22 protein-coding genes are annotated in these 18,981 nt (G+C 69.4%); 7 read left to right on the forward strand and 15 right to left on the reverse strand.

Annotated features, from left to right (window positions below; translation table 11 throughout):
* The 3 genes from HOV91_RS26960 to HOV91_RS26970 are packed head-to-tail and all read left to right on the forward strand — an operon-like array spanning position 1 to position 3,634.
* Positions 1-1,770: a long-chain-acyl-CoA synthetase gene (locus tag HOV91_RS26960; protein WP_174188164.1), complete on the forward strand. Its 1,770-nt coding sequence runs from the start codon at positions 1-3 to the stop codon at positions 1,768-1,770.
* A gap of 44 nt (positions 1,771-1,814) precedes the next feature.
* Entirely contained in the window at positions 1,815-2,699 is an 885-nt protein-coding gene (folP, locus tag HOV91_RS26965; RefSeq protein ID WP_174188165.1) for a dihydropteroate synthase, read from the forward strand.
* Positions 2,696-3,634, forward strand: coding sequence for a glucosyl-3-phosphoglycerate synthase (locus HOV91_RS26970; protein WP_174188166.1), 939 nt, complete (start codon positions 2,696-2,698; stop codon positions 3,632-3,634). The genes folP and HOV91_RS26970 overlap by 4 nt, the downstream gene beginning before the upstream one ends.
* Before the next feature lie 31 nt (positions 3,635-3,665).
* Here the strand turns inward: HOV91_RS26970 and HOV91_RS26975 are convergent, their stop codons facing one another.
* From HOV91_RS26975 to sigE, 8 genes are all read right to left on the reverse strand, one after another.
* Positions 3,666-4,001 (reverse strand): hypothetical protein, encoded by a 336-nt coding sequence (locus HOV91_RS26975; RefSeq protein WP_174188167.1) that lies wholly within the window; start codon positions 3,999-4,001, stop codon positions 3,666-3,668.
* A 223-nt stretch (positions 4,002-4,224) separates the two neighbouring features.
* Positions 4,225-5,301, reverse strand: coding sequence for an XdhC family protein (locus HOV91_RS26980; protein ID WP_174188168.1), 1,077 nt, complete (start codon positions 5,299-5,301; stop codon positions 4,225-4,227).
* A gap of 93 nt (positions 5,302-5,394) precedes the next feature.
* Complete coding sequence (locus HOV91_RS26985; RefSeq protein WP_174188169.1) at positions 5,395-5,754, reverse strand: hypothetical protein; 360 nt, start codon at positions 5,752-5,754, stop codon at positions 5,395-5,397.
* 515 nt (positions 5,755-6,269) lie between these two features.
* Positions 6,270-7,127: a hypothetical protein gene (locus tag HOV91_RS26990; RefSeq protein ID WP_174188170.1), complete on the reverse strand. Its 858-nt coding sequence runs from the start codon at positions 7,125-7,127 to the stop codon at positions 6,270-6,272.
* A 52-nt stretch (positions 7,128-7,179) separates the two neighbouring features.
* Positions 7,180-7,596, reverse strand: coding sequence for a Sec-independent protein translocase protein TatB (tatB, locus tag HOV91_RS26995; protein ID WP_043697347.1), 417 nt, complete (start codon positions 7,594-7,596; stop codon positions 7,180-7,182).
* A gap of 33 nt (positions 7,597-7,629) precedes the next feature.
* Positions 7,630-9,168: a S1C family serine protease gene (locus HOV91_RS27000; RefSeq protein WP_174188171.1), complete on the reverse strand. Its 1,539-nt coding sequence runs from the start codon at positions 9,166-9,168 to the stop codon at positions 7,630-7,632.
* Between the two features lie 10 nt (positions 9,169-9,178).
* Complete coding sequence (locus HOV91_RS27005; protein ID WP_174188172.1) at positions 9,179-9,577, reverse strand: hypothetical protein; 399 nt, start codon at positions 9,575-9,577, stop codon at positions 9,179-9,181.
* Between the two features lie 61 nt (positions 9,578-9,638).
* Positions 9,639-10,298: an RNA polymerase sigma factor SigE gene (gene sigE / locus HOV91_RS27010; protein ID WP_246350926.1), complete on the reverse strand. Its 660-nt coding sequence runs from the start codon at positions 10,296-10,298 to the stop codon at positions 9,639-9,641.
* A 281-nt stretch (positions 10,299-10,579) separates the two neighbouring features.
* Between sigE and HOV91_RS27015 the strand changes: the two genes are divergently transcribed.
* The 3 genes from HOV91_RS27015 (at position 10,580) to HOV91_RS27025 (ending at position 11,956) form a co-directional block, all read left to right on the forward strand.
* On the forward strand, positions 10,580-11,218 hold the full coding sequence (locus tag HOV91_RS27015; protein ID WP_159848438.1) for an O-methyltransferase: 639 nt from the start codon (positions 10,580-10,582) through the stop codon (positions 11,216-11,218).
* Positions 11,219-11,294: 76 nt separating this feature from the next.
* On the forward strand, positions 11,295-11,528 hold the full coding sequence (locus tag HOV91_RS27020; RefSeq protein ID WP_174188173.1) for a hypothetical protein: 234 nt from the start codon (positions 11,295-11,297) through the stop codon (positions 11,526-11,528).
* 200 nt (positions 11,529-11,728) lie between these two features.
* Entirely contained in the window at positions 11,729-11,956 is a 228-nt protein-coding gene (locus HOV91_RS27025) for a hypothetical protein (RefSeq protein WP_438822697.1), read from the forward strand.
* A 15-nt stretch (positions 11,957-11,971) separates the two neighbouring features.
* Here HOV91_RS27025 and glgC read toward each other — a convergent pair whose 3' ends face one another.
* On the reverse strand, positions 11,972-13,186 hold the full coding sequence (glgC, locus tag HOV91_RS27030; protein WP_174188174.1) for a glucose-1-phosphate adenylyltransferase: 1,215 nt from the start codon (positions 13,184-13,186) through the stop codon (positions 11,972-11,974).
* A gap of 125 nt (positions 13,187-13,311) precedes the next feature.
* Between glgC and glgA the strand changes: the two genes are divergently transcribed.
* The gene (gene glgA, locus HOV91_RS27035) at positions 13,312-14,478 is read left to right on the forward strand and encodes a glycogen synthase (RefSeq protein WP_174188183.1); all 1,167 of its coding nucleotides are present in this window, start codon (positions 13,312-13,314) and stop codon (positions 14,476-14,478) included.
* A gap of 11 nt (positions 14,479-14,489) precedes the next feature.
* Here glgA and HOV91_RS27040 read toward each other — a convergent pair whose 3' ends face one another.
* From HOV91_RS27040 to HOV91_RS27065, 6 genes are all read right to left on the reverse strand, one after another.
* Positions 14,490-15,365, reverse strand: coding sequence for a putative RNA methyltransferase (locus HOV91_RS27040; protein WP_312884785.1), 876 nt, complete (start codon positions 15,363-15,365; stop codon positions 14,490-14,492).
* Positions 15,366-15,533 carry a DUF3117 domain-containing protein gene (locus tag HOV91_RS27045; RefSeq protein WP_011211259.1) on the reverse strand — a complete coding sequence of 56 codons (168 nt, stop codon included), beginning with the start codon at positions 15,531-15,533 and terminating at the stop codon, positions 15,366-15,368.
* A gap of 141 nt (positions 15,534-15,674) precedes the next feature.
* A complete protein-coding gene (locus HOV91_RS27050; RefSeq protein WP_174188175.1) occupies positions 15,675-16,268 on the reverse strand; it encodes a DNA-3-methyladenine glycosylase I in 594 nt (197 codons plus the stop codon).
* Complete coding sequence (locus HOV91_RS27055; protein ID WP_174188176.1) at positions 16,265-16,585, reverse strand: DivIVA domain-containing protein; 321 nt, start codon at positions 16,583-16,585, stop codon at positions 16,265-16,267. Before HOV91_RS27055 ends, HOV91_RS27050 begins: the two co-directional genes overlap by 4 nt.
* Positions 16,586-16,780: 195 nt before the next feature.
* Positions 16,781-17,920, reverse strand: a complete 1,140-nt coding sequence (locus HOV91_RS27060) for an Mrp/NBP35 family ATP-binding protein (RefSeq protein ID WP_174188177.1) — start codon at positions 17,918-17,920, stop codon at positions 16,781-16,783.
* A 19-nt stretch (positions 17,921-17,939) separates the two neighbouring features.
* On the reverse strand, positions 17,940-18,800 hold the full coding sequence (locus HOV91_RS27065) for a lytic murein transglycosylase (protein ID WP_174188178.1): 861 nt from the start codon (positions 18,798-18,800) through the stop codon (positions 17,940-17,942).
* Positions 18,801-18,981 lie beyond the last annotated feature (181 nt).

The following is an 18,981-nucleotide window of genomic DNA, read 5'->3' on the forward strand; positions in this document are numbered from 1 at the left end:
GTGAGCACCGATGCCCGCTCGACGGTGAGTTTGATCGACCTCGCCCGTAACCTGCCCGCGATGGCCCTGGACGCGCCGGGCATGCTGCGCAACGCGCTGGGCATGCTGGTGACGCCGGATTCCAAGGCCTCGGTGGGGCTGTACTTCCAGCGCGCCGCGCACCGGCATCCGGACCGTGCGTTCCTGCGGTTCGAGGGCGCGTCCTACACCTACGGCGAGGCCAACGCGCAGGTGAACCGGTATGCGAGCGTGCTGGCGGCACGTGGGGTGCGGCGCGGCGACGTGGTCGGCGTGCTGATGACCAACCGGCCCGAGACGCTGTTCGTCGTGCTGGCAACGGTCAAGCTCGGGGCCACCGTTGGCCTGCTCAACCACCATCAGCGCGGCCGAGTGCTGGCGCACAGCTTCGGCCTGCTCGACAGCGTGCTCAACGTGGTCGGCGCCGAGTGCGCGGACGCGATCGACTCGCTGCCCGAGCCGCCTGCCGATGTCCTCCCGGCCGACGAACTCGAGCGGGCCTCCCGCGCCGCCGCCGACACCGACCCGCCGAGTTGCGCGGAGGTGACCGCGCGCGAGCGGGCGTTCCTCATCTTCACCTCCGGCACCACAGGTCTGCCCAAGGCCAGCGTCATGACGCATCTGCGCTGGACCAAGAGCATGGCCGGGCTCGGCGGCCTCGGCATCCGCCTGCACGGAGACGACACGCTGTACTGCTGCCTGCCCCTGTACCACAACAACGCGCTCACCGTCGCGTTGTCCGCGGTGCTGGCCTCCGGCGGGACGTTCGCCCTCAGCCGGGGATTCTCCGCGTCCCGGTTCTGGGACGAGATCGTTCGCGAGCAGGCGACGGCGTTCATCTACATCGGCGAGCTGTGCCGCTATCTGGTCAACCAGCCCGCCGCGCCGACCGACCGGAAGCACTCGGTCCGGCTCGCGGTCGGCAACGGGTTGCGCCCCGAACTCTGGGACGAATTCAAGTCCCGGTTCGGCATCAAGCGGATCGTGGAGTTCTACGGAGCGAGCGAGGCGAACATCGCGTTCGTCAACGCGTTCGGCGTGAATCGCACGGCAGGCTTCGGCCCGCTGCCGTATGCCGTCGTGGAGTACGACGACGAGACCGGGAAGGTCAAGCGCGACGCGAACGGCCGCTTGCGCCGGGTCGGCACCGGCGGCGTCGGGCTGCTGCTGGCCAAGGTGACCGACCGCTCGCCGTTCGACGGCTACACCGACAAGGCCGCCTCCGAGGCCAAGCTGGTGCGCGACGGGTTCGAGCCCGGCGACGTTTGGTTCGACACCGGCGATCTGGTCCGCGAACAGGGCTGGCATCACATCGCGTTCGTGGATCGGCTCGGCGACACGTTCCGCTGGAAGGGCGAGAACGTCGCGACCACGGAGGTGGAGGGCGCGCTGAGCAAGGCGGAATCGATCGCGCAGGCGGTGGTCTACGGCGTGGACATCCCCGGGACCGACGGCAAGGCGGGCATGGCGGCCGTGACACTGCGCGACGGCGAGCAATTCGACGGGGCGGCGGTGGCGAAGGTGGCCTACGAGCAATTGCCCGGCTATGCCGTTCCGCTGTTCATCCGCGTGGTCCACGAGCTGGAGCAGACTTCGACGTTCAAGAGCCGCAAGGTCGAACTGCGCAAACAGGGCTACACGCCGGACCCCGACAGCGCGCTGTACGTACTCGCGGGCCGCAGCGCGGGCTATGTCCCCGCTTACGACGACTACGCAGCAGACGTAGCAGCAGGCCGCGCCCCGAAGAGTTGACGGAGCAATTCGGAGAGGCGGGGCAGCCCGCTACAGTCGGGGCTATGTTCAGCTCCACCGTGGCGCCGCTTCCGACGCTGTGCGGACGGCCGGTGGCGACGGATCGAGCGCTGGTGATGGCGATCGTGAATCGCACCCCCGACTCCTTCTACGACCGCGGCGCCACCTTCACGGATGCGGCGGCCATGGACGCGGTGGCGCGCGCGGTGGACGAGGGCGCCGATCTGGTGGACATCGGCGGGGTGAAAGCCGGCCCCGGCGACGAGGTGGACGCGGCCGAGGAGACGCGCCGGGTGGTGCCGTTCGTCGCGGCCATTCGCGCGAAGTACCCGCAGCTACTGATCAGCGTCGACACCTGGCGCGCCGAGGTGGCGCTGGCCGCGGTGGCGGAGGGCGCGGATCTGATCAACGACACGTGGGCGGGGGCCGACCCCGATCTGGTTCCGGTGGCCGCCGCGCACGGCGCGGGGCTGGTGTGCAGCCACACCGGCGGCGCGGTGCCGCGCACGCGGCCGCACCGGGTCCGTTATGCCGACGTAGTGCGCGAAGTCACCGAAACCGTGGTGCGCGCCGCCGAGAACGCGCTCGCGGCCGGGGTGCGCCGGGATTCGATTCTGATCGACCCGACCCACGATTTCGGCAAAAACACCTATCACGGGCTCGAACTGTTGCGCGGAGTCGACGTTCTTGTAAAAACCGGATGGCCAGTCTTGATGGCGCTGAGCAACAAGGATTTCATCGGGGAGACTTTAGGTGTCGGTCTTTCCGAGCGGCTGGAGGGCACATTGGCGGCAACAGCGTGGTCGGCAGCGGCCGGCGCCCGAGTCTTCCGTGTCCACGAAGTCGCCGCGACCCGGCGAGTGGTGGACATGATCGCCGCGATCCAGGGCATCCGGCCCCCCGCACGAACCTTGCGAGGTCTGGCATGACATTCCAATACCGTGAGCCCGCCTGGGCGACGACCAATACCTGGGACACCCCGGACTGGCGGGTGGACGAACTCGTCTCCGCCAAAGCCGGGCGCACCGTGTCGGTGGTGCTGCCCGCGCTGAACGAAGAGCGCACCGTGGCCGACGTGGTGGCCAGCATCCGTCCGCTGCTCGGCACGCTGGTCGACGAACTGATCGTGCTCGATTCCGGCTCGACCGACGCGACCGCGCAGCGGGCGCGTGCGGCGGGCGCCGAGGTGATCAGCCGGGAGCAGGCGGTGCCGGAGTTGGAGCCGGTGCCGGGCAAAGGGGAGGTGCTGTGGCGCTCCCTGGCGGTGACCAGCGGCGATCTGATCGCCTTCGTGGATTCCGACCTGATCGATCCGGATCCGGCCTTCGTGCCGAAATTGCTCGGCCCGCTGCTGACGAACGATGACATGCACCTGGCCAAGGCCTACTACCGCAGGCCGCTGCGGCAAGGCGCGGACGTGGACGCGCACGGTGGGGGCCGCGTCACCGAATTGGTCGCACGCCCCTTGCTGGCGGCGCTGCGACCCGAGCTCGCGCAGGTGTTGCAGCCGCTCGGCGGTGAGTACGCGGGTACCCGCGAACTGCTCACCTCGGTGCCGTTCGCGCCGGGCTACGGCGTGGAGATCGGGCTGCTGCTGGACACCTACGACCGGCTCGGCATGTCCGCGATCGGCCAGGTCAACCTGGGCGTGCGCACGCATCGCAACCGGCCGCTGGCCGACCTCGGTGTGATGAGCCGCCAGATCCTCGGCACCGTGCTCGGTCGCAGCGGCGTCCAGGACTCCGGCGCGGCGCTGACGCAATTCCCGCTGATCGGCGGCGAATTCACCGCGCACAGCACCGAAGTGTCGCTGGTGGACCGCCCGCCGATGAATACATTGCGTCCCGCGTGCGCGGCGGCCTGAACCGCAGGCGCGCCCCGGGTGCGCATGTCGCTCAGGCCCCTTCCGCATGCGGGTCGCGCATGTATCCCGCCTCGATCAAGGTGCGGAAGGCCGCGAGCTTGTAGACGCACTCGGAGGGCTCACAGATCCGGTGGCGCTGCATGAGTTCGTGCGCCTCCGCCACGGTCAACGGCTCGACGGGCATCCGTTGCGGCCTGCCTATCGGGCAGGTCGGCAGCACGGTGGCGGGGATCTGCTCCGCGATGGCGTGCTGGGCGAGGCCGAGTCGTCGTCGCCGGTTCGCCGGTCCGTGCAGCAACCCGATGGTGGCGACCAGTCCTGCGGCGCCGGCGAGCGAGCAGAGGATGGCGATCTGGGTGGCGGTCACGGCGCTTTCTCCTCTCGGTGGGGGCCGGGCAGAGCGTGGCGGGGCCGAAGCGCAACGCACCGTCACCTACTCGTAGTTAACTTTCAGCAAATCTAATGTGTGGCCGTGGACCGCGCGGTGCAAGGGGGATGGGGACGTGCCACTGGGCGGTATGTCGGCTCTGTGGCGAGGTATTCCCGGCGATCCGGCATCCAATCCGCCGCGCGGGATCGAACTTCGAAGATCAGCGATGCAAGGGTCCGTCGAGGCGATCCAGCGCGAGGGCGGACGCGCCGCCGCGCTCGGCCAGGATCTGGGCCGCGATGGAGATGGCCGTCTCATCCGGCGTGCGGGCGTCGAGGTCGAGCCCCACGGGGCTGCGCAGCCGTGCGAGCTGGTCGTCGGTGATGCCCGCGGCGCGCAAGCGCCCGACGCGCTCGGCGTGCGTGCGGCGGGAGCCCAGGGCGCCGACGAAGCCGACGCGTGGGCACGCCAGCGCCGTCGCCAGCATCGGGACGTCGAATTTGGCGTCGTGGGTCAGCACGACGACCACGGTGCGCCGGTCGATCCGCCCCGCCTGCTGTTCGCCGTGCAGATATCGATGCGGCCAGTCCACGACCACCTCGTGGGCAGCGGGAAACCGGGCGGTGGTGGCGAAGGTCTCGCGGGCGTCCACGACGGTCACCCGGTAGCCGAGCTGGCTGCCGGTGCGGCTGAGCGCACGTACGAAATCGTTCGCGCCCGCCAGGATCATGCGCGCCGGGGCCGCGAAGACCTGCACGAACGTCCGGGGGCGCGGGGTGCTGTGTGCCGCGCACTCGTCGGCGCCCACCACACCGCAGCGGCCCGCCGCGAGCAGCGCCCGTGCGTCGCGGTCGACGCCGTGCCACGGGTCGGCGCCCGCGGGCTCCAGCAGTTTCCATTCGGGTGTGGCGTCCAAGGTGGTGCCCACTGCGACGGGCGAGCCGTCAGCGATCCGCCGCCGCAGTGCCGCGAGCAGGGGGAGCCGCTCGCGCGAGATCCGCTCGACGAACACCTCGATCTCCCCGCCGCAGGTCAAGCCCACGGCGAGCCCGTCGGCATCGGCATAGCCGAACCGGTCGGTCACCGCGAGACCGCTGGCCAGTACTTCCCGCGCCGCTGCCACGACGGCGGCCTCGACGCATCCGCCGGACAGTGAGCCGTGCACGGCGCCGGAGCCGGTGACGATCATCGCCGCGCCCGGTTCCCGCGGACCGGGGCCGGTGGTGTCCACCACGCGTGCCAGCGCGACCGGCCCGTGCGGCAGCAGGGCGGTCAATTGCCCGAGTATCTCGCGCACCGCGATCGGTCCTTTCCCGAGCGGGTCCGCGGCGCATCGGGCCCGAGGCGAACGGCGAATTCGCGCCGTACCGCCAGCCTAGTTATTCGAAGGCTATTCGGCGCGGCGACGGTGATCCGGCAGTAGCACGTGTTCTGCTCGCGCTTCGGGCGCTTCGGGCGCTTCGGGCGCTTCGGGCGGATTCGCGGTCCCGGCGCGGGGATCCTCGGTGCGAGGTTCCTCGGCATCCGGCCGTGCGGAGGCGGCCGACTCGGCGTCGTCGGCGTGCGGCTGGTCGTCCGCCGGTTCGTCCGACCCGGCGGGGGTGGCCGACTGCTCGTCGGCGAGCCGGGCCTGGAGATCGGCGACGGTCAGGTGGGACTTCGACCCCGTCGGCCGCAGCAGCACGCTGACGAGCAGGCCGAGCAGACCCACCGCCAGGACGGCGCCGCCGATGAGCAATAGCGGATTCACGATTTCCTCCTTGCCGGACGCCTCACGCGTCCGTCTCGCGGAGCTGGAGATGGGGGCGGACGGTGACCCGGTGGGCGATCTCACCTATCCCATGCGGTTATCGTGCAGCTATTCAATCATCTGTGTATGAACCCGTTCGCGGGAGGGTTGGTGACCTGAAACACACAGCGGTGGACTCACGCATAGAGATGCTTTGAGCTGGTGTCCGACGGGGTGGGCTAGTGCCCCGGTGGGCACTTCTGCACCACGCACCGCTTTGAGCGACGTGTACTCAATTATGGTGCCAACAATTTGCTGAAAGTCGTTGTGGCAGCGCAGCCGACGCGCCCGGCGCGAATGCTGGGACGCTCGAGTCTCGGCCGCAGATGATGGGAGTCGATTCGCTGTCGAAGCGACCGGCCGATGGTCTGTTGCACGAATCGCACGCCACCGCGGATCGCAGGTCTCTCGGTCAGCCGCCGCACAATGTGCGTGTGGAACCCGCTCGTAAAACCTAATGCTCCGTCCGCTGCGGCTCAGCGCCGAAGACCCGTTGCGTGCGAACGATTTTCGGGATCATGACGGTAGACCGGTGTGAGCAGTTCGGCCTCCAGGGGCTCTCCGGTGGCGCGGTCGAAACGACAGGCGATCAGCACGGAGAACAGGTAATTGCCGGCCCGCTCGTGCAGCGTGGCCAGCCGGGTGGCCAGTAGCCGGATGGCGCCGAGCGAGCCGGGCGGATGCATGCCGTCGATCATCAGTACGCTGCCGCGTCCGTCGGGCCGGGGCAGCCTGCCCAGATAGGCGATGTCGTGCGGCTCGGGTCCGCCCGGCCGGTAGACCCGCCGGGCCGCCCGATCCTCGATTCCCCGGCGCGCGTCGCCCATTCGGGCCACCGCGCGGCGCAGCCGGGGATCGGCGGCGACCAGCTGACGCAAACTCGGGGAGAGTTCCGGGCCGCCCAGCACGATCAGGCCGTCGCGGTGCAGGTCGATCGGGCGCCCCGGCAGAAAATGCTCGACCGCGACGCCGAAGCCGAGTTCGCGGAGCAGTTCGGCCAAGCGCTGCGGCGCCGCCGGATCCGGCGCGCCGATCACCCGTCCGGCGCGCACCTCGGGAACGAGCACGGTGAGCGAACCGTGCCCGAAGAACAGTCCTTCCGGCGCGGGCCCCTGCGTGCTGACCTGGTGGATGCGGGCACGGGAAAGCCCCGCCGCCGCACCGATTCTGGCGAACGTCCAGCCGTCGGCGTGCAGCTCGCGAATCACGGCACGCCGAATCCTGGTCAGTTCGTTGATGGTCTGCTGGGCCGCCGCCACCCCGTCGGTGGCCGCCTTCAGTCGCTCGACCTTGTCCTCGATCGCGAACACGCGCGCCACGTCATCGGCCGACATGTGCGAAGTCTAGACAGCTGAACAGCTCATTGTGTCTAGACTGCTTGACAAATCAGGTGGCGTCGGTGTCGATCGGCGGACGTTCGTTGCGCTCCAACGGCTTATCCAACTTGGGCATCGGGTAGTCCGGCATACCGCTGTTGGTGCTGTAGAGGTCCTTCGGATCGGGCAGCGCGCTGTCGAAATCCTTGAACAGCGAATCGTCGCCGTTGAGAAGGTGTTTGGTCACCATCGCCCGCGGCGTCATCCCGCGCAGTTCGTTCAGGTCGGCCAGCGGCTTGCGCAGATCGTCGAATTCCGGCCCGAGTTCCTGCCGCAGCTGGGAGGTGGCGCCACTCGCGTAGTCACGCACCTGCCGCAGGCTGCGCGTGGTCCAGCGCACGGCACCGGGCAAGCGCTCCGGGCCGAGGATCACGAGGGCGGCGACGAGCAGGATGACCATCTCGCTCCAGCCGATGTTGCTGAACACGTAACCAGGCTACCCGGCGATCCGACCAGCGGTTCAGTCGGATTCCAGCGTCACGGGCACGTCCACCTGCCTGCCATCGCGGATCAACTGCACGTTCACCGTTTCGCCGATCTCGCGTGACTGCACCGCGACGACCAGCTCGTCGGGATTGGTGACCTCGCGATCGCCGACCTTCACGATCACGTCGCCCTCCACGATCCCGGCCCGCGCCGCCGGACCGCCCGCCACGACGTCCGCCACGGCCGCGCCGCTCATGACCTCGTTGGCCACCTGCTTGGTGCGCGCGCTCAGGCCGATGGTCGGATGGTGCATGACACCGTCGCGGATCAAGGTCTGGGCGACCTCGGTCATCTTGTCCACCGGGATGGCGAAGCCGAGGCCGACCGAGCCGCCGGTCTCGCTGCGGATGGCGGTGTTGATGCCGATGACCCGGCCCTCCATGTCCACCAGCGCGCCGCCGGAGTTACCCGGGTTGATCGACGCGTCGGTCTGCACGGCGTCGATCACGGCCTTCGTGTCGCTGCCCTCGCCCTCCAGCTTCACCGGGCGGTGCAGAGCGCTGACGATGCCGGAAGTGACCGTCTTGCTCAGGCCGAGCGGCGAACCGATGGCGAGTACGTCGTCGCCGACCTGGACGTCGCCGGACTTGCCGAGCTGGGCGACGGTGAGATTCTTCACATCAACCTTCAGCACGGCCAGGTCGGTCTTCGGGTCGCGGCCGACGACCTGGGCGGGGACGCGGGTGCCGTCGGAGAACTGCACCTGGATCGCGGCCCGGTTGCTCTTGTCCTGGGCGGCCATCGAGATGACGTGGTTGTTGGTGACCACGTAGCCGCCGCCGTCGATCACCACGCCGGAGCCGGTGGCCCCGTTGTCGCCGACGGTCACCCGGATGGAGACCACCGAGGGCAGCACGGCGTTGGCCACCTGCGCGATCAGGCCGTGCGGGCGCGTGGCGTCATCGGTCTGTTCGAGGGTGACCTTGCGGGAGGTGAGCGTCGAGGCGGTCTCCGCGGTCAGCCGTCCGACCAGCCCGCCGAGCAGGCCGACGACGAGTGCGACGAGCGCGAGCAAGGCCAGCGCCTTGGGCGCGACCCGGGAGCCGAACAGCACCTCGCGCGCGCTGAGCTTCTCGGCCTGCGGCAGCGGCTGCGGTTTGGGGGTGGGCACCGCGGGGGCGCCGAGGCGCGCGACCGCCTCGGGGTCACGCCAGGGATCGGCCGGGCCCGCGACGGCGGCGGGGCCACCGGCGGCGTCGGGATCGCGCTGGAGCAGTTCGGTGGAGCCCTCCGGGCGGCCGAACGCCTCGGCCAGCACCGCGTCGGGCGGGCGGTTGTGCAGTTCAGGGCCGGACTGCGGCGCCGAACCCGCCTTGCGCAGCGGCAGCGGCTCGGCGAACGAACCGGACAGGCCCGAGGGCCTGCGGAAGGCGCGCGCGGTGTGCGTGTCGACATGGGGCCGGTAGACCGGGCGCGGGCCGAGCACGGGTGCGTCCGGCGGACGGAGATTCCCGCGGTTGGCCGCCGAATCCGGGGTGTCGGCCGATCCGGAATTCGTCGATTCGGTGGTCACTCGGAAAACTCTACTTGCGCCACCACGTGGTCCACCGGGTCGCGGTGAAGGAATCGGTCAGAAACCCGAAAACCGCCTCGTTGCGCGGGGACTGACGGGACGACGAGGACGCCGTCTGCCCGCTGGAGGCGCCGCCGGGCAGTTCCGCGAGCGGAATCCTGGTCAGGCTGTCGTGCAGTCCGGTGGGGATCGCGACCTGGCCGGCATGCCGCAACGCGATGCGCGCCTGTTGCTGGGCATCCACCTCCGCCGCGCACTCCGGACACAGCGAGAGGTGCTGAGCGGCCCGCAGGTAGGCGTTCATCCGCAGCTCACCGTCCACGTACGCCGCGACCGCCTCACTCGCCAGATGCTCGGTGGGGCGAAAACGGGGCGGACGACGACCGGACGTGCTGGAGTCGCCACTCATTCGGTGCTCACCCTTTCAACCGACATCGACCGATGTTCGGGCGATGCCGGCGTCCGACGAATCACCCTATGTTCGCTTCAGCGGCGAACCGCTGCTCACTTCCATTATGCGCAAGGTAGTCGCGCAGGGCCTGACGCCCACGATGGATTCGGCTGCGCACTGTGCCCAGTTTCACGCCGAGCGTAGCGCCGATCTCCTCGTAGGACAGCCCCTCGATGTCACACAGCACCACCGCGGCGCGGAACTCCGGCGCGAGCGAATCCAGGGCCGTTTGCAGGTCGGGATCCAGCCGGGCGTCGTGGTAGGCCTGCTCCGGGCCAGGGCCCTCTGCGGGCACCCGGTCGTAGTCCTCGGGCAGCGCTTCCATTCTGATCCGGTTACGGCGGCGGACCATGTCCAGGAACAGGTTGGTGGTGATGCGGTGCAACCAACCCTCGAAGGTGCCCGGCTGGTAGTTCGACAGCGAACGGAACACCCGGATGAACGTCTCCTGGGTGAGATCCTCCGCGTCCTGTGCGTCACCGGACAGGCGGTAGGCCAGGCGATAGACCCGATCCGCGTGCTCGCGGACGAGCTCGTCCCACGTGGGCATCGCCGACCGGTCACCGGTGGCATCGAAGGCAGCAGTCCCGGTCAGTTCGCCCGCCTCCGCGGCGGGGTCGGCTTCGACCGGCAGGATCTGCTCGGGCAGGGTGGCGTATTCGCGCGCCGCATCGACCATGTGGATGGGGCTACCTCCTACTAGGGACCGCAAACGTCGGGAACTCGCTCCGGGCCGGGTCTGCGGACCGTCACGTACGGATACAACCGACAACCGGTATGTCGTTGTTCCCGCGTCCCGTGTTAAAACACGGTCGGTGGTCTTGCGTTGCCCATACTCTTTCTGGTCCTGATATGGCCGGGTTATGGAGACCCTGAGGGACACCTGAGAAAACCGGCGGTGGAAATGGCGGCGGCGCGTGTTGTCCGGAACGCCGAGATCACCCGCCCGGCGTTAGCCTCATACCCGTGGCATCGAATCTGGAGCGGAATCTCGCCTACGTGGAGGAATCCGTCGTAGAGGACGAAATCCTCGTCAGCGCGCGGGAACGGGCCACCGAACTCGGCGCGGTCCCCGTACCGCCCTCGGTGGGCGCGCTGCTGAGCATGTACGCGCAGTTGCTCGGCGCGCGCGCGGTGGTCGAGGTCGGCACCGGCGCGGGCATCAGCGGGCTGTGGCTGCTCGACGGCATGCGCGAGGACGGCACGCTGACCACCATCGATTCGGAGCCGGAACACCAGCGCGCGGCCAAGGAGGCGTTCCGCGCCGCCGACATCCCGCCGGCCCGCACCCGGCTGATCAACGGGCGGGCGCTCGACGTGCTCCCGCGGCTCGCCGACGGCGCCTACGATCTGGTCTTCATCGACGCGGCGCCGCTGGAGCACCCGGAGTACGTCGCCCAAGCGGTGCGCCTGCTGCGCGACGGGGGCGCCATTCTGCTGCACAACGCGCTGCTGGGTGGGCGGGTACCCGATCCGGCGCAACGCGACCCCGCCACCCAGGCGGTGCGGGCCGCCACCCGCGCGATCGCGGAGAATCCGGAGCTCACCTGTGTGCTGATTCCGGTCGGTGACGGATTGCTCTGCGCCTCACGGGGTTAGTGGTTCGCGACGCGGCCTGATTTCTCCCCCGAATCCGGGGTATGCGCTGAGAAACAACTCAGTGAGGAAAACTGTTATGCGTGAACTAACTCCCATAGAGATGGCAGCCATGGGGGACGTCGTGACGGAACGGCGAACGAGCTGGCTGCGGCCCACGATGCTGGCCCTGCTGCTCGTGATTCTGGGAGCCGTGCTGGTGATGGTGGTGGTGAGCAACACCGATTTCGACACCGGCCCCGAGAAGGCCCCTCCGCCACCGGGATCCTGTGAGCCTTTCTGCACCCAGAACGTCGCTCCGCCCGCCCAGTAGTCCCCGCCCACGGCCGCCGTCGAGGGTCGCCCGCTCCGGCGGAATATGCCTGCCGCCGATGTTTTTCCGGTAATCCCGGCCGACATATCGCGAAAAAGCCACCGCGCCGCGATGGTTCGGCGCACGCTGCAATGGAAAGCCGATGATCGCCGATACTGGTGAGGTCATGCTCCGACCGGGTGCGGAAGAGGTGCGGTGTGGTGATGATGATGTTCCTCTGGGACGAAGACGAACGTCGTCCCAAGCCGATCCACTGGGGGCGGACCATGGTGGCTTTCGCCGCCGTAATGCTGTTCGCTCTGCTGGCGGTCTACCTGGTGAGCACCGCCGATTTCGGTGACGCCTCGAAATCCACCGTGCCGCGCACGCCGGGCCCCTGCGCGCCGTTCTGCATCGGTTCGCCCGCACCGGAGCCGGGCGGGCCGTGACCGTTCGCCGCGCGGTTACACCCAGACGCCTTTGCCGACGGTGACGACACCGCCGTTGCTCACGGCGAAGCGGCTGCGGTCGCGCGTGAGGTCCACCCCGATGATCTCGCCCTCGCCGACGACCACGTTCTTGTCCAGAATGGCGTGCCGCACCACCGCGCCGCGACCGATCCGCACGCCCGGCATGAGCACGCAGCCTTCGACGGTGGCGCCGTCGTCCACCACGACGTTGGCGCTGAGCACCGAGTTGCGCACGGTGGCGGCGGACAGGATGCTGCCCGCGCCCACGATGCACTCCTGGGCCAGCCCGCCCTGGGCGAACTTGGCCGGGGGCAGGTTCTCGGCGGCTCCGCGGATGGGCCAGTGGCGGTTGTACAGGTTGAACACCGGGTGCACCGACACCAGGTCCATGTGCGCGTCGTAGAACGCGTCGATGGTCCCGACATCGCGCCAGTAACCGCGGTCGCGGTCGGTGGCGCCGGGCACCTCGTTGTCGGCGAAGTCGTAGACGCTCGCCTGGCCCGCCGCGACCAGCGACGGGATGATGTCGCCGCCCATGTCGTGGTCGGAGTCGGCATTGTCCGCGTCCGCCCGGATCGAGTCCACCAGGACCTTGGTGGTGAAGACGTAGTTGCCCATGGACGCGAACGTGACGTTCGGGTCGTCCGGTGTGCCTGGCGGGTGCGCGGGCTTCTCCAGGAACTGCGTGATGCGGCCGGAGTCGTCGCTGTCGATGCAGCCGAACGCGCTCGCCTCGCTGCGGGGCACCCGGATACCGGCCACGGTGACGCCCGCGCCGGAATCGATGTGGTGGCGCACCATCTGTTCCGGGTCCATGCGGTACACGTGGTCGGCGCCGAAAACCACGATGTAGTCGGGGTCCTCGTCGTAGATCAGGTTCAACGACTGCATGATCGCGTCCGCGCTGCCGGTGTACCAGCGCGGTCCCAGCCGCTGCTGGGCGGGCACCGGCGTGATGTACTCGCCCGCGAAACCGGACAGTCGCCAGGTCTGCGAGATATGCCGGTCCAGCGAGTGCGACTTGTACTGGGTGAGCACGCACAGGCGCAGGAAACCCGCGTTGACCAGATTGCTGAGCACGAAGTCGATGAGACGGTAGGCGCCGCCGAACGGGACGGCTGGCTTGGCGCGGTCGGCCGTGAGTGGAAAGAGTCGCTTGCCCTCGCCACCGGCGAGCACGATCCCGAGTACGTGCGGCTGGCTCCTCACACCTGCCAAACTACCGGGTGGAGCGCCTGAGAGTGGCCGCCGCGGACCCGAACGTCTAGTTTGAACCGGTGAGTTTCGGCACGGATCGGGGACGTTCGGCGGTGGATTCCGGCGAGCGGGACCGGCTGAGCGTCGCGATGCTGACCCGCGAGTATCCACCCGAGGTGTACGGCGGCGCAGGGGTGCACGTCACGCAGCTGACGGCGCATTTGCGTCATCTGTGCGAGGTGACCGTGCACTGCATGGGCGTCGATCGCGCGGATGCCGTGGTGCATCAACCGGATCCGTCGCTCTACGCCGCCAACGCCGCGCTGCAGATGATGTCCGCCCAGCTGCGCATGGCCGACGCCGTGGGCGAGGTGGACGTGGTGCACTCGCACACCTGGTACAGCGGGCTGGCCGGTCATCTGGCCGCGACCCTCTACGGCGTGCCGCACGTGCTGACCGCGCATTCGCTGGAGCCGCGCAGGCCGTGGAAGGCCGAGCAACTCGGCGGCGGCTACCGGCTCTCGTCCTGGTCGGAGCGCAACGCCGTCGAACACGCCGACGCCGTCATCGCGGTGAGCGAGGGCATGCGCCGTGACGTGCTCGACGCCTATCCGTCGGTCGACCCGGAACGGGTCCACGTGGTGCACAACGGCATCGACGGGACCATCTGGCATCCCGGGACGGTGAGCGCGGGCGAGCCGTCGGTGCTCGCCGAACTCGGCGTGCGGACCGACCTGCCGATCGTCGCCTTCGTCGGCCGCATCACGCGGCAGAAGGGCGTGGGTCACCTGCTGGCCGCCGCCCGCGACTTCGACCCCGACATCCAGCTCGTGCTGTGCGCGGGCGCGCCGGACACGCCGGAGCTGGCCCAGGAGGTCACCACGGCGGTCCAAGAACTGCGGCAGCGGCGCGGCAGCGTGTTCTGGGTGCGCGAGATGCTGCCCACCGAGCAGATCCGGCAGATCCTGGCCGCCGCGTCGGTGTTCGTGTGCCCGTCGGTGTACGAGCCGCTCGGCATCGTCAACTTGGAGGCGATGGCCTGCGCGACCGCGGTGGTCGCCTCCGACGTCGGCGGCATTCCCGAGGTGGTCGACAGCCGCAACGGACGGCTGGTGCACTACGACGCGGGCACCGCCGAGGACTACGAGCACGGGCTGGCCGCGGCGGTGAACGAAGTGGCGGGCGACCCGGCGATGGCTGCTCGCCTCGGCGCAGCGGGCCGGGAGCGCGCGGTCTCCGAGTTCGACTGGTCGCGGATCGCGGCGCGCACGGTCGCGGTCTACGACGAGATCAGGAAAGGCTGAACCGGGAGCGCTCAGGCGGCCGGTCGGTAGGTGCCGACCAGGACCGACGCGGTCACCTCGACGGTGTCCGGCAGTCGCGCCAGGCGTTCGGCCCCCGCGGCGGCGTGGTGCGCGGAGGGCCCCATGCCGACCAAGTGCGCGACCTCGGTTCTGGCGAGCGTCATCGGGTACTCGATCAGCGTCTGGTCCACCGGCTCGAAATGTCCGGATATCGCGGCATCGAGCCTGCGGTCCTTGTCCGGGTCGACCCGCACCATGTCCAGCGGCTCGATCAGCTCCCCGAGGTGGCGTCGGGTGGGGGTGGCGACGACGAAGCGTCCGTCGTCAGCGAGCACCCTGGCGATCTCACCTGGATTCCGCGGCGCGAAGACGGCGAGCACGGCGCCGAGCGCGCCGTCGCGGATCGGCAACCCGCGCCACGCGTCGGCCAGCACCGCCGCGGCGCGCGGGTGAGCGCGGGCGCAGCGGCGGACAGCGGGCTTGGCCACGTCCAGTCCGATGCCCACGGCCGGCGGAGCGGCGTCCAGCGCGTGGGCGAGGTAGTAACCGGTGCCCGCGCCGATCTCCAGCACCGCGCCGTCGACTCGGCGCGCCGTGACGGCTCGCGTCACGGCGTCGGCGATCGGCGCGAAATGCCCCCCGCTCTGAAAGGCGGCACGAGCGTCGAGCATGTCCGCGGTGTCGCCGGTCATCTTGGTCGACGCACCGGTGAGCAAGCTGACGTAGCCCTGTCTGGCGACGTCGAAACTGTGCCCGCGACCGCAGCGCAATGCTCGGTCCCGCGGTTCGAGCGCCAACGGCGCGGCGTCCTGGCGCGCCCGGAGACATTCCGGGCAGGCCAGGACGCCGGCCGCGACGGCGAGGGCCGAGTGCTCAGCCGGGGCCACTCAGCTCGTGACGCTCTTCAGTTCGTCTCCGAGCGCCGCTGCCTCGTCCGGCGTGAGTTCGACGACCAGACGCCCGCCACCCTCGAGTGGAACCCGCATGACGATTCCACGCCCTTCTTTGGTTGCCTCGAGGGGACCGTCCCCGGTGCGGGGCTTCATGGCCGCCATCCTCTGCTCCCTCCAGATCTGCGCGGTCTGCTGCGCACTTTCTTGGAACTCCAGTTGTCACCAACCAGTGAGCTCGCCGGCGTTTGGCGAGCTACACCCGTCCCATTCTTCCCTATCGCGGATGTGGACGGATAGCTGAGTTCAAAAAGTGACCGGTCGGCCCGTGCCGGGCCGGTCGCTGCCCACCCAGCAATCGGCCACGTGGTCATCGACCATTCCGGTCGCCTGCATCAGCGCGTACGCCGTGGTCGGTCCGACGAATCGGAATCCGCGCCGTTTCAATTCTTTTGCCAGGGCGACGGATTCGGGTGTGGTCGCGGGCACGTCGGCGCCGGTGCGCGGGCGCGGGCGCGGCGGCGGGGCGAACGACCAGAGCAACTCGTCCAAGCCGACGTCGAGGTGCAGGGCCACCCGGGCGTTGGCGATCGCCGCGTCGATCTTGCTCCGGTTGCGGACGATGCCCGCGTCGGCCATCAGCCGGGCGACGTCGTCGGCGCCGAATTCCGCGACCCGCTCGATCGAGAACCCGGCGAACGCCGCGCGGAAGGCCGGGCGTTTCCGCAGAATCGTCAGCCAGGACAAACCGGATTGAAACGCCTCCAGGCACAGCCGCTCGAACAAGGCGTCGTCGCCGTGCAGCGGCTTGCCCCACTCGTAGTCGTGATAGTCCCGGTACAACTGGGATTCCAGCGGCCAGGCGCAGCGGACCAGGCCGTCCGTCGTGCCTGCGCTCATTTCGACTCCGGCGCGATCTGCGTCTGCCACCGCGCCGCCTGTGCCTCGGCCAGCTGGTGCTGGAGCTCATCGATCCGCGCGGCCAGCCTGGCCAGCGCCCAGTCCACCTCTCCGGCCTTGTATCCGCGCACCACCTGCTGAAATCGCAACGCGCGCACGTCCGCCCCGGTGATCCCCTCCACCGGCAGCACGGTTGCCGTCGTCCCCTCCGGCAGCGGACCGAGTTCCTCGGACCGCCCGAACACCGCACTGGCCAGCAGGAACAGCACCGCGGCGACCAAGCCGACGATCAGCACGTACAGCAGCATCGTGAGCATAAGAAGAGTCTATTTGTAGCGGTTGTGCCGCCATGACGAGCAATGCCCGTTGCCTAGTGCGAGTCTTACGAGCACCGTTCGCGGCCCGGCTCGCGTCAGAGCGGACGAAGCGCATGCGACGTAGGCGCGAGTCTCGTCCGCTCTGACGCGAGCCATGAAGGGGCCGTGAACACGCAGCGCCGCAGGCGCTGCAAATCAAACACCGTTCCGGGTGGTGTCGATGCCGAGGGACATGCCCGCCAGGCCGCGGCGGCGGACGGCGAGTTTGTCCGCTACCTCGAGCAGGGCCTTGGCGGCGGGGTTGTCCGGATCGCGCAGCACGATGGGGGTGCCTTCGTCGCCCGCTTCGCGCAGCGCCTGTTCGATGGGGATCTGACCGAGCAGCGGCACGGTCGCGCCCACGGCGCGGGTGAGCCGGTCGGCGACGGACTGCCCGCCGCCGGAGCCGTAGAGGTCCATCCGGGTGCCGTCCGGCAGGTCCAGCCAGGACATGTTCTCCACCACGCCCGCGATGCGCTGACGGGTCTGCAGCGCGATCGCGCCCGCCCGCTCGGCCACCTCCGCCGCTGCGGGCTGCGGGGTGGTGACCACCAGGATCTCGGCCCCCGGGATCAGCTGGGCGATGGAGATCGCGACGTCGCCGGTGCCGGGCGGCAGGTCGAGCAGCAGGATGTCCAGGTCGCCCCAGAACACGTCGGCGAGGAACTGCTGCAGCGCCCGGTGCAGCATCGGGCCGCGCCACACCACGGGCGTGTTGCCCTTGGTGAACTGCGCGATCGAGATCATCTTCACGTCGTGCGCGATCGGCGGCATGATCATCCGCTCGACCTGGGTGGGCCGGGCGTCGGTGCCGAGCATGCGGGGGACGGAATGACCGTAGATGTCCGCGTCCAGCACGCCGACCGACAGGCCGCGCGCGGCCATGGCGGCGGCCAGGTTCACCGTGACGCTGGATTTGCCGACGCCGCCCTTCCCGGACGCGACCGCGTAGACGCGGGTCAGCGAGCCGGGCTGGGCGAACGGGATGACCGGATCGGCCGCGTCCCCGCGCAGCTGCTTGCGCAGTGCGGTGCGCTGCTCGTCGTCCATCACGTCGAGGTCGACGGTGACCGCGCCGACCCCGGGCACGTCGGCGACGGCCTTGCTGACCCGCTGCGTGATCTCGGTGCGCAGCGGGCAACCGGCCGTCGTCAGGTAGATCTCCACATGGACATTGCTGTCGGCGCCGATCGCGACGCTTTTCACCATGCCCAGTTCGGTGATCGGCTTGCGGATCTCCGGGTCGTCGACCTTCGCGAGGGCACCCCGCACATCCGATTCCGTAACCAGTGACATGGCAGAAATTTTAGGCGTGTCAAATTTTCGGCAGGTCCCCGGCCCGGGGTGCGACCCCCGTGCTGTAGGAAGTCTCCCAGGCCATGACGTTCGCGACGTAGGCCATGGAGTGGTTGTAGCGCAGGATCGCCTTGGACTGCTGGGCCAGGTTACGCATGTTCAAGCCGCCGTCGCAGAGGTACTTCCCGGCGGTCAGGGCCGCGTCGAAGAGGTTCTGCGGATCGGCGATGCCGTCGCCGTTGCCATCGGCCGCGTAGCGCTTCCAGGTCTCGGGCAGGAACTGCATCGGGCCGATGGCGCGGTCGTATCCGTCCAGGCCGTCCAGCGCGCCGTCGTCGGAGTCGCGGATGACGTGGTTGCCGGTCAGCGAGCCGTCCAGCACGGGGCCGTAGACGGGGCTCAGCGGGTTGCCCTCGGCGTCGGCCTTGCCCCCGAACGCGTGGGTTGACTCGACCTTGCCGATGCCGGCCAGCAGTGACCAGGGCATGCCGCACACCGGATTCTCGGCTGCCAGGACGCGTTCGGCGTTCTGGTAGGCCGCGACGGCCACGCCGGGAACCCCCAGCGGCCCGGCCGGCATCGCTGCGCGCTGCCTGCCATCCGGCAGCGCAACGGTTTTCACCACCGGCGTCGCGGTGGGGGCGGCCTTCGCCATTGCGTGCGCGACGAATTCGGTGACCGGCTCGGCTGCCGACTGGGGCCTGGCGCCCTGGACGTCCTGGTCGCCTTCCGGCGTCTGGACCGCGGCGGCGAGGGGCGCGCTGTCGCCGACCTCGGAGGCGGCGGTGACGGACACGAGCCCAGCGGGAACCAATCCGGTCAACGCGATAACGGAACTCCGCCGGACGGTGGCAGGCGGTTGTTTTCGATGACGCCCCACGGTGTGGTGACCCTCCCATGGCTCGCTGTGAGCCCTTTGTGATCGAACAAGGGGAGGTTACCGCATCCGAGATCTTTTTGTTACGCCTTCGTGATGTGATACCTGGTTTGAACTACTGCTGGGGCGCGGCCGGTGCGACCGGTGGTACAGGGAGGGGGATGACGATGCCGAAGGGCAGAGT

Source organism: Nocardia barduliensis (assembly GCF_013315795.1).
GTDB classification, from domain to species: domain Bacteria; phylum Actinomycetota; class Actinomycetes; order Mycobacteriales; family Mycobacteriaceae; genus Nocardia; species Nocardia barduliensis.

What these genes read in the sequence shown, in the direction of transcription:
- folP (WP_174188165.1), top strand. Translation starts at nt 1,815, where the DNA reads ATGTTCAGCTCCACCGTGGCGCCGCTTCCGACGCTGTGCGGACGGCCG.
- HOV91_RS26970 (WP_174188166.1), top strand. Translation starts at nt 2,696, where the DNA reads ATGACATTCCAATACCGTGAGCCCGCCTGGGCGACGACCAATACCTGG.
- HOV91_RS26990 (WP_174188170.1), bottom strand. Translation starts at nt 7,127, where the DNA reads ATGTCGGCCGATGACGTGGCGCGCGTGTTCGCGATCGAGGACAAGGTC.
- HOV91_RS27005 (WP_174188172.1), bottom strand. Translation starts at nt 9,577, where the DNA reads ATGAGTGGCGACTCCAGCACGTCCGGTCGTCGTCCGCCCCGTTTTCGC.
- sigE (WP_246350926.1), bottom strand. Translation starts at nt 10,298, where the DNA reads ATGGTCGATGCGGCGCGCGAATACGCCACCCTGCCCGAGCAGATCCTG.
- HOV91_RS27020 (WP_174188173.1), top strand. Translation starts at nt 11,295, where the DNA reads ATGCGTGAACTAACTCCCATAGAGATGGCAGCCATGGGGGACGTCGTG.
- HOV91_RS27045 (WP_011211259.1), bottom strand. Translation starts at nt 15,533, where the DNA reads ATGGCGGCCATGAAGCCCCGCACCGGGGACGGTCCCCTCGAGGCAACC.
- HOV91_RS27050 (WP_174188175.1), bottom strand. Translation starts at nt 16,268, where the DNA reads ATGAGCGCAGGCACGACGGACGGCCTGGTCCGCTGCGCCTGGCCGCTG.
- HOV91_RS27055 (WP_174188176.1), bottom strand. Translation starts at nt 16,585, where the DNA reads ATGCTCACGATGCTGCTGTACGTGCTGATCGTCGGCTTGGTCGCCGCG.
- HOV91_RS27060 (WP_174188177.1), bottom strand. Translation starts at nt 17,920, where the DNA reads ATGTCACTGGTTACGGAATCGGATGTGCGGGGTGCCCTCGCGAAGGTC.